The 8,392-nt window shown below is 44.4% G+C and carries 11 protein-coding genes; 3 read left to right on the top strand and 8 right to left on the bottom strand.

Features of this window, described 5'->3' with window-relative positions; translation table 11 throughout:
- Nucleotides 1–112 precede the first annotated feature (112 nt).
- Nucleotides 113–472: a 50S ribosomal protein L19 gene (gene rplS / locus VFW36_RS11040; RefSeq protein ID WP_329658869.1), complete on the top strand. Its 360-nt coding sequence runs from the start codon at nt 113–115 to the stop codon at nt 470–472.
- A 63-nt stretch (nt 473–535) separates the two neighbouring features.
- Here the strand turns inward: rplS and VFW36_RS11035 are convergent, their stop codons facing one another.
- Nucleotides 536–1,351, bottom strand: a complete 816-nt coding sequence (locus VFW36_RS11035) for a CorA family divalent cation transporter (protein ID WP_329658868.1) — start codon at nt 1,349–1,351, stop codon at nt 536–538.
- Nucleotides 1,352–1,804 carry an SsrA-binding protein SmpB gene (smpB, locus tag VFW36_RS11030; protein WP_329658867.1) on the bottom strand — a complete coding sequence of 151 codons (453 nt, stop codon included), beginning with the start codon at nt 1,802–1,804 and terminating at the stop codon, nt 1,352–1,354.
- A 164-nt stretch (nt 1,805–1,968) separates the two neighbouring features.
- Here smpB and VFW36_RS11025 point away from each other — a divergent pair, with 164 nt between their 5' ends.
- Complete coding sequence (locus VFW36_RS11025; RefSeq protein WP_329658866.1) at nt 1,969–2,622, top strand: hypothetical protein; 654 nt, start codon at nt 1,969–1,971, stop codon at nt 2,620–2,622.
- 35 nt (nt 2,623–2,657) lie between these two features.
- Here the strand turns inward: VFW36_RS11025 and VFW36_RS11020 are convergent, their stop codons facing one another.
- Genes VFW36_RS11020 through VFW36_RS11005 form a run of 4 tightly spaced genes read right to left on the bottom strand, consistent with a single transcriptional unit; the run spans nt 2,658 to nt 6,522 of the window.
- The gene (locus tag VFW36_RS11020; RefSeq protein ID WP_329658865.1) at nt 2,658–3,425 is read right to left on the bottom strand and encodes a 4-(cytidine 5'-diphospho)-2-C-methyl-D-erythritol kinase; all 768 of its coding nucleotides are present in this window, start codon (nt 3,423–3,425) and stop codon (nt 2,658–2,660) included.
- Nucleotides 3,422–3,652 carry a carbon storage regulator CsrA gene (csrA, locus tag VFW36_RS11015; protein ID WP_329658864.1) on the bottom strand — a complete coding sequence of 77 codons (231 nt, stop codon included), beginning with the start codon at nt 3,650–3,652 and terminating at the stop codon, nt 3,422–3,424. The genes VFW36_RS11020 and csrA overlap by 4 nt, the downstream gene beginning before the upstream one ends.
- The gene (gene truB / locus VFW36_RS11010) at nt 3,646–4,467 is read right to left on the bottom strand and encodes a tRNA pseudouridine(55) synthase TruB (RefSeq protein ID WP_329658863.1); all 822 of its coding nucleotides are present in this window, start codon (nt 4,465–4,467) and stop codon (nt 3,646–3,648) included. The genes csrA and truB overlap by 7 nt, the downstream gene beginning before the upstream one ends.
- A 6-nt stretch (nt 4,468–4,473) precedes the next feature.
- Nucleotides 4,474–6,522 (bottom strand): ATP-dependent helicase, encoded by a 2,049-nt coding sequence (locus VFW36_RS11005; RefSeq protein ID WP_329658862.1) that lies wholly within the window; start codon nt 6,520–6,522, stop codon nt 4,474–4,476.
- 163 nt (nt 6,523–6,685) lie between these two features.
- Here VFW36_RS11005 and VFW36_RS11000 point away from each other — a divergent pair, with 163 nt between their 5' ends.
- A complete protein-coding gene (locus VFW36_RS11000; protein ID WP_329658861.1) occupies nt 6,686–7,585 on the top strand; it encodes a LysR family transcriptional regulator in 900 nt (299 codons plus the stop codon).
- Nucleotides 7,586–7,691: 106 nt separating this feature from the next.
- Here the strand turns inward: VFW36_RS11000 and VFW36_RS10995 are convergent, their stop codons facing one another.
- Nucleotides 7,692–8,153, bottom strand: a complete 462-nt coding sequence (locus VFW36_RS10995) for a hypothetical protein (RefSeq protein WP_329658860.1) — start codon at nt 8,151–8,153, stop codon at nt 7,692–7,694.
- A gap of 17 nt (nt 8,154–8,170) precedes the next feature.
- Nucleotides 8,171–8,392: aminotransferase class IV (locus tag VFW36_RS10990; RefSeq protein WP_329658859.1), on the bottom strand; the 222-nt coding region annotated here is incomplete at its 5' end.

Genomic DNA, 8,392 nt, shown 5'->3' with positions numbered 1-8,392 from the left:
TACTTAAAGGGAAATCACAGTAAAATTCGTGCACTAAAATCGTCTCTGTCTGAATGCAAAACAAAATACTTCAGACCGGAGCAGCTTCAAAAGCATAAAATAAGGACATCTTATGAAAAATAAGTACATTGCAAGTTTCGAGCAAGCGCAAATCGCTAGCAAAAACGTTCCTGAGTTCCGCGCAGGTGACACACTTCGTTTGGCAGTAACCATTACCGAGGGTGAAAAATCACGCGTTCAAAATTATGAAGGTATCTGTATCTCTATCCGTGGAGAAGGTACTGGCCGTACTATTACTGTACGTAAAATCGGTGCTAACGGTGTTGGTATCGAGCGTGTATTCCCAATCTACAGCGATAGCTTAGAGAAAATCGAAGTTCTTCGCCGTGGTCGTGTACGTCGTGCGAAATTGTTCTACCTTCGTGATCTTGCAGGTAAAGCAGCGCGTATCAAAGAAATCCGCCGCAAATAATCTCCTCGCTGCTCTTTTGGGCAGCACCTTTTTCTCCCCTTTTATTCTTTAGAGTTAACGTACTTAATATTTTTTAATTTTCCACAGAACTGCAATTGTTAATACAGCCGCAAAAACAATCATAGCGATAAAAGCATCGAGTGTGCCGTAATGGTGCTGAAACGGTAACCCACCTGTATTCATACCGAAAAATCCTACAACAAGGTTAAGCGGCAAAAAGATCACCGATATAATCGTAAGGAGATAGATACTGCGGTTTAGTCGATCATTGGTTTGGATGTTGTGATAACGGTAAATGTCATCGAGCTGTGTATTGGCAGCAATCGTTGAACGAAGTGAACGTTCTAGATGCTCATGCAAGTCATTAAACTCATTAAGCAGATTGGTTTCGGTAAAATTGTGTTTAGTGACGAACCGCTCGAAAATGTCCACCGCTTTTATGATAACACGTTCGGTACGAGATAGCTCTTTTTTGAGAATATGCCATCTCTCCATGGGGTTAAATGATTGTTTTTTGTAGAGACTCTCTTCAATAAAAGCAATTTTATCATGAGCAATTTCAATGTCTTCCATGTAAGCATCGATCTTCTCATCTAAAAAGTGATAGAGATCTTTAAACCCATTCTCAAAATGTGTTAGCTCTCCTAGTTTTCTATCATAAAAATAAATCTCTTCTCCCACGATGACGAAAGGGTAGGAAAAAAATCTCCCCTTGGTCTTCCAAAATTCATTGGAACGGAGGGCAAGAATATTGGCTTTTCCCTCCCATAGTTCTGGGAGCCTAAGAATCAAGATTTGATATTCGCCATACGCTTCATAGAGGGAGGGGTGGATGGGGTTTTGCAGGTCTTTTAGATGAAGTTCGTGTAACTCTACCATTTATTCCCCTTTGAGTGCCCGTTCCATGTCCCGTTTGAGACTTTTCTCTTTTAAATCGTCCCGTTTGTCGTAAAGCTTTTTACCTTTGACGATGGCGACTTGCATCTTGGCAAGATTTTTATCATTGAAATAGATACTCAGAGGAACCAGCGTAAACCCCTCTTTCTCCACTGCTTTGAACATTTTATCGATCTGCTTTTTATGCAGAAGGAGTTTACGGCTTCCGCGCTCTTCGTGGGTGTAATAGTGATGAGTGGTATCGAGTACTCCGATATGAACACCGAAGACGAATGCTTCACCCCGAACGATTTTGATAAATCCGTATTTGAGGTTGACGCGTCCGGCTCGAAGGGCTTTGACTTCACTTCCCTTGAGGACGAGTCCCGCTTCGAATTTCTCTTCGATGTAGTAGTCAAAAAAAGCTTTTTTATTGGTGGCGATATTTTCACCCACGCATTGATCCTTGAAAAATAATTATCAAATGATAGCGTATGTTCCCTTGTTCTTTTAATGAAAGAGATGAATTGATAATTAATTAAAACAAATATTTATTATTTATGGTGTTATTAAGAAAGTATGAAATATAATTGAACATATTTTAATACATGGAGTTTTGTATGATTCGCAAATCATTCGTATTTTCAATTTTGTTGGCGTCTGCGTTGAACGCAGGGATGTTTGGAGATTTAGCAGGGTCATTGATGGGGGATAGTAAACCTGATGGAACGGCAACCGAGATGCAGACCATTTTTGAGACCATGGATCAGTCAAAAAGCACACTAACCGCTTCAGTGGATTTGATCAACACGATGTTGGGGGATAAAAAACAATTGTCTAAATGGCAAGATCAAACCAAAGCGATCGATAAATTGAGCGATGATGAAAAAGTGCCGGCTATCGCAAAACTGAATCAAGAGAAGATGCTCTATGCTACGGCACTCGGCGAGAGCAAAGATGTGAGTACAAAAGCAAAAAAATTGTCTAACGATCAGAAAAGCAAATTAGGTGCGGCTATTAGCGATATTTTGTTGGTTTCATTTAGAGAAAAAGAGGCAGGAGATAAAGCAAAAGAGCTTGTAAAAACGATTGTAGCTAGTCCAAAATCGGCGCTTCAATACGCGGGGGACCTTCCAAAGCTCAAAGATGTTGTGAGTGAAACACCGACTATGTTGAATAATCAAGCGGCATTGAGTAAAAATATGGTTGTATTGGCAAGTAATGCAAATATTGCGATCAAACAACCAAAACCTACCGAAACCGCGAGTAAATAATTTTCGGCACATTGTGCCGGAATCTCTTTTATGATCTAGTGTAATGCAGGTCTAAAAAAACTGCTTCCGCTTCCCGAAAAAAACCATCCCTCTTTTTCCGTGAGTTCGCAATAGCACCCAAGTGCAGAAGGGTAAAGATCATTTGCCTCTTTAGGGCTCATAGAAGCGAGAATATCGCGTGAAGGGGTTGATTCTAATCTTGCGGCTTCTTCGGAGCTAATCGGGGCATAGAGATGCTCACGGTAGTAGCGATAAACGGATGGGGTACTGATCTGTAGCTGAGGGGTAATAACCTCAAAATCGATAAGCGGTTCGTTAAAGCGCTCGACGATCTCACCGATCCCGCTGACGTTCGCACTCTCATAGCCGTAGACGAAGAAAGGGACATCCGCACCGACGGATGAGCCTATCTCTGCCAGCTCGTCAACACTTAGTCCCAACTCAAGCTCTTCATTACACATTCGTAAAAAAGTTGCCGCATCCGAACTTCCTCCGCCGAGTCCGGCAAAGGAGGGGATTTTTTTATCGACACATATCGCGTGGTTTTCGAAAAAAGTGGAGAGTTTGTCGGAACGGGTGGTGCTTTGGAGATATTTATAGGCTTTGTAGATGGTGTTGGAGTGGACTTCGCAGTCAAAATTGCCCCGTATCTCAAATTCAGGGGTCGATTTAGCTTCAAACCAAAGGGTATCAAAAAGGGTGCTGACCCGCATAAACCGAGAACTGAGGGTATGGTAATCTCCCCGCATTCCGGTAATTTTGAGAAAAATATTGACTTTAGCGTAAGCGCGGTGACGCATCATAAGCGTAGTTTTTGAGCGAGTTGTTGGAGGAGTGACTCATCTTGATGAGACGATGCCTCTTTGTTGGAGTTTTCAACCGCGCGAACCAATTCACTTCGCAACACTCGGATGTTATGAGGGGCATCGATTCCCAATTTCACCACACCTTTTTCGATGGAAACCACTTTGACCGTGATTGTATCGGCGATAATGATCGATTCTTCGGGTCTGCGAGAGAGAATCAGCATGCTTCAACCTTATTAAGAATATATCGGACACCCTCGGAGGTAATCTCAAAGATGGTGATTGTCTCACCGTTGTCGATCCAATAGGTACCGGCACCTTGAAGATCGAAGTCCTCTACGTTTAGCGGTTGTCCTAAAAGGATTGTTTGTATTGTGCCATTATAGCGGTTTTTGGGAATTGAGAGGGAGGTTTTTATATCAAGTGAGCGCTCATTTTCAAAAATAAACTGCCCCTCGTTGAGCCGCTCCAATGCAGTGAGTGCGCCATCGTATCCGAGACGAGATGCTATGATCTCTCCGAGTGAGCGGATATAGCTCCCCTCGGAGACGGTCGCTTCAAAGGTGACAAACGGATGGCAATAGTGAACAAGGCTAAGATCATAGATAGTAGAGGTGATTTCACGTAAATCGACCTCCTTCCCCTCTCGGGCAAATTCATACGCTCTGCGCCCGTCTATCCGTTTGGCACTGTATTTGGGCGGGAGATAGGTGAGTTCCCCGACGAGAGATTGAAAGAGTGTTTCTATCTGATCGATACTGACAGGCTGGGTTTCGCTGATCGTTTCGATTTTTTCGATGTCTAGGGTAGGGGAATAGGCTCCCAACCAGAGGGTTGCTCGGTATCGTTTTGGGGTTTTGTTCAAAAAACGAAAGAGTCGTCCGTGATTGCCGAATGCAATAATCAAAACCCCTTTGGCAAACGGATCGAGGGTTCCCGAATAGCCCGCTTTTTTGACACCGTAGCGCCGTTTTAATTTGCCTAAGAGCTGATTGGAACTCATACCGGAGGGTTTGTAGGCGACGAAAAGACGATTCATAACGGATTAGAGCTTTTCGACAAATGAGGCGAGGATCTCTCTTTTATTGCCGCCGAAATTGATACTGAGTTTGAACTCGCGTCCCGCTTTGCTAACCCCCTCGACCCGTCCCGCACCGAAGATTTTATGGCGTACCAAGTCCCCTTTTTTGTATGAGGTATTTTTTTCCAAGATGAGGGATCCCTCGCACAATCCTGCTTCGTTGATAAAGCGGCTTTTTTGGAGTTCCGTTCGGCGCCCTTTGTAGAAACGGCTATTAACGTTGGAGAGGGTGAGATTGCTCTTGGCTCTGGTGAAGGCGACGTAGCCTAATCGACGCTCCTCTTCCAGATCGCTCCCATCCCCGATGAGGGGTAAAAATCCCTCTTCTAATCCGATGACGAAAAGGTGCTCAAATTCCAGCCCCTTGGAGGCGTGGATACTCATGATATAGATGCTCTCCCCCTCGACTTGATCCTGCTCGCTTTGCAAGGTGATGTCGTTGAGGAACTCCGCGAGCGAGCTCTCCGGATTTTGTTTGACATAATCGCGAAAGAGACCGTAGAATTCGTCGATATTGGCGATTTTTTCCGCTTCGTCGGGGAGCCCTTTGAGGGTCTCTTTGATCTTGAAACGCTCTTCGAGCAGATCGATGAATCGGTAGATCGCCTCTTCGGCAACACGGCGAAGTTCGAGAATTTCAGCGACGAAATCGCGTAGCTCGGTGGCACTTTTTTTCCGTACTAACCCTTCGAGCTCACTGTCGCTGAGAGTAGAGATAAATTCGAACATCGACTTTTCCGCCTCGATGGAAGAGAGCTCGATTTTATCGATGGTCGCTTTTCCCAATCCCCGTTTCGGTTTATTGATGATCCGTTTAAGGGAAAAATTATCATGAATGTTGGTGATGACCCGTAGATAGCTGATGAGATCTTTGATCTCGGCACGATCATAAAACCGTAATCCGCCGACGAGTTTGTAGGCGACTCCCGCGCGGTTTAGCCCCTCTTCGAGCGATCGGCTCAGGGCATTGATACGGTACAAGACGGCGATCTCGTTGGGGCGTATCCCTTGATTTATCAGTCCTTTGATCGCTTTGGCAATCTTTTGGGACTCTTCGCTTTCGTCGTTGGAGGTGATAGTTTGAACGTCATCTCCCCCCTCTTTGGTAGCAATAAGGGTTTTGCCCAAGCGGGAACGGTTGTGCTCAATCAGGGCATTGGCAACGGTGAGGATCGGCTGGGTTGAGCGGTAGTTATGCTCCAATTTGACCACCATCGCGTCGGCAAAATCTTGATCGAATTCGAGGATATTGCGGACATGTGCCCCGCGCCAACCGTAGATACTCTGGTCATCATCCCCTACGACGCAGAGATTGTTGTGGGTTGAGCAGAGTTTTTGGAGGAGTCGGAGCTGAAGTTCATTGGTATCTTGGTACTCATCGATCATGATGTAGCGGTATTTCTCGGACGTTTGGGTGCAAAGCTCAGGGTTTTCATCAAGCAGTTTATAGGTGAGACAGAGCAAATCATCAAAATCGACGAGGTTGTTTTTGAGCAGATATGCTTCGTACTCTTCGTATATTTTAGCAATGTGTTTATAGTTGGTGAGTTCGGCTTGCGCGTATGCCTCTTGCGGATCGATCAGTGAGTTTTTATAGCGCGAAATCTCCGAAGCGATGAGTGCCGTGGGGAGATCGGCATTGATCTTCTTGATGATCTTTTTTTTGTCATCGGTATCGATAACGACGAAATTATTGGCACGACCGAGCAAATGGATATGAAATTTTAAAAACAGCAGACCGAATTTGTGAAAGGTGCACAGCAGTGGAGGATACGAGTTTTGGGTGATGAGCCCCATCGCCCGCTCTCTCATCTCTTTGGCCGCTTTGTTGGTAAAGGTGAGAGTGAGCGTATTGCCTGCAGGGATTCCTACTTGATCGAGCAGATAAGCAAGGCGAGTTGTAATCGTTTTGGTTTTTCCGCTTCCCGCACCCGCCAAAATGAGCAACGGTCCGTCGATCCGTTCGACCGCACTGCGTTGTGCTTCATTGAGGCCTGTGAGAATTTCATCCATACCGTTATCACCCTGATTGTATTAATAGTTAATTTATTATAGCCCAACTTTTCTATTTTTTAAATTCCTTTGTCAAATTGGACAAAAAAATAGTCTGAAACTCTTGCATTGGTTATAATTGCGAGTTATAATACGGCTATTCATTCAACTTATAGGAATTATTATGTTAAAAGATTTTGCCAAACTTATGACGTTTTTGACGGTGGTTCGAGAAAAAAGTTTTTCAAAAGCATCGGCTAAACTCGGTATTTCTCAGCCTGCGGTTACCCAGCAGATCAAATTTATCGAAGATTATCTCGATACCCGTGTCGTTGAACGTAAAAAGAACGGAATCAAACTGACCAAAGAGGGTGAAGACCTTTTCCGTATCGCAACCAAACTGGAAAAAGCGATCCAATCGAGTGAAAAAGAGCTCCTTAAAATCATCAACAAAGAGTTCACATTCATCGTCGGTGCGTCGTATGCGATCGGAAACTATGTGCTCCCGTCTTATATCGGACAGCTTAAAGAGAAAATCAATAACGAAGTCCATATTCGTGTCGGATTTTCCGAAGAGATCGTCGATCAATTGCTTGATAAAAAGATCGATATTGCTCTGATCGAATCGCCGGTATTTAAAGAGGGGTTGATCTACCGTGAGTGGGAAGAGGATGAGTTGGTTATTTTCTCCAATCAGCCGATCCCGAAACAGCTCCGTAAAGAAGATATGTATAAATTTGACTGGATCTGCCGTGATGAGAATTCACACACCCGTAAACTCACCTCAGAGATTTTCGAAGAGATCGGGGTTGCCTGTTCAGGGTTTAACGTTATCGGTGTCGTTGCGAGTTCTACCGCGATCAAAGAGACGTTGATGCGTTCACCTAAAGATGCCGTTCGTCCTGTCGTATCGGTAATGTCCCGCCATGTGATCAAAGATGAAGTGGAAGAGGGGAAATTGTTTGAAGCGCGTATCAAAAACTACAAAATCAAACGCAAATTCTACATCGCCTACAGCAAAGAGCGTAAACACGATGCATTTATCGACAATGTAGTCACGTATCTATTAGGATTAAAACTCTAATACGTTATTCCCGCGAAGGCGGGAATCCAGTTCGGTTTTAAGATGGATCCCCGGGTCAAGCCCGAGGACCTCGAAGAGGTTCTTGTGCCCTTTGGGTATGACGATACTATTTTTTCTTCAAGAACTTTTGATTTTCGGGATTCGATAGCAGAGCGCTCATTGAATTCTGAACCCCTTCATGTTTGTCTATGTTGATAATCGGATGTTGTTCTTGCGGAAGCGCGAGATTGACAAACGCCGGAGTGTCATCGATAATGATCTGTACGATCGAGAGCAACGGAACGGAGACAAAGCTTCCGATATTCTCTTGACCGAATCCCGCTTCAAAAATCAATATATCGTTATCGATTCGGGCACTCTCAAACGTGTATCCCGCTAAAAAGAACAACGTCATGGCGCGAAACTCATCGTTGATATGTTTAGGGAGCGGCGGGTCAAACGTCACATGATCAATTTTGCATAGTATGCCGAAATTTTGGTCGTTTTCGAAAAGATAAATAAGCATATCGCGGAGATGATTTTCCATCAATCGTGCGAATGAAGAGCTTTTAATAATATCGAATAACATGAGTTTAGACCTGTTTTTTAGGAAATTATACCATTTTCGACTTCAACGAATCCTACCATCGCATTCATGAGTGCGATTTTGGTAGCTTTCTCAATATCTTTCGGGGTGAGCGAAGCCGCAGTGAGAAATCCCTCCTCTATCAGCCGTGCACGTGTCGTCCCCTCCAAAAGCGGAGATTCGGGGGTGAACCATCTCCCCTCTATCAACAGGGCGATATTGGCAATCGTGGTATCGCGCAG

Source organism: Sulfuricurvum sp. (assembly GCF_036279695.1).
Taxonomy (GTDB): Bacteria; Campylobacterota; Campylobacteria; order Campylobacterales; family Sulfurimonadaceae; genus Sulfuricurvum.
This window is presented reverse-complemented; position numbering and strand designations above follow the sequence as displayed.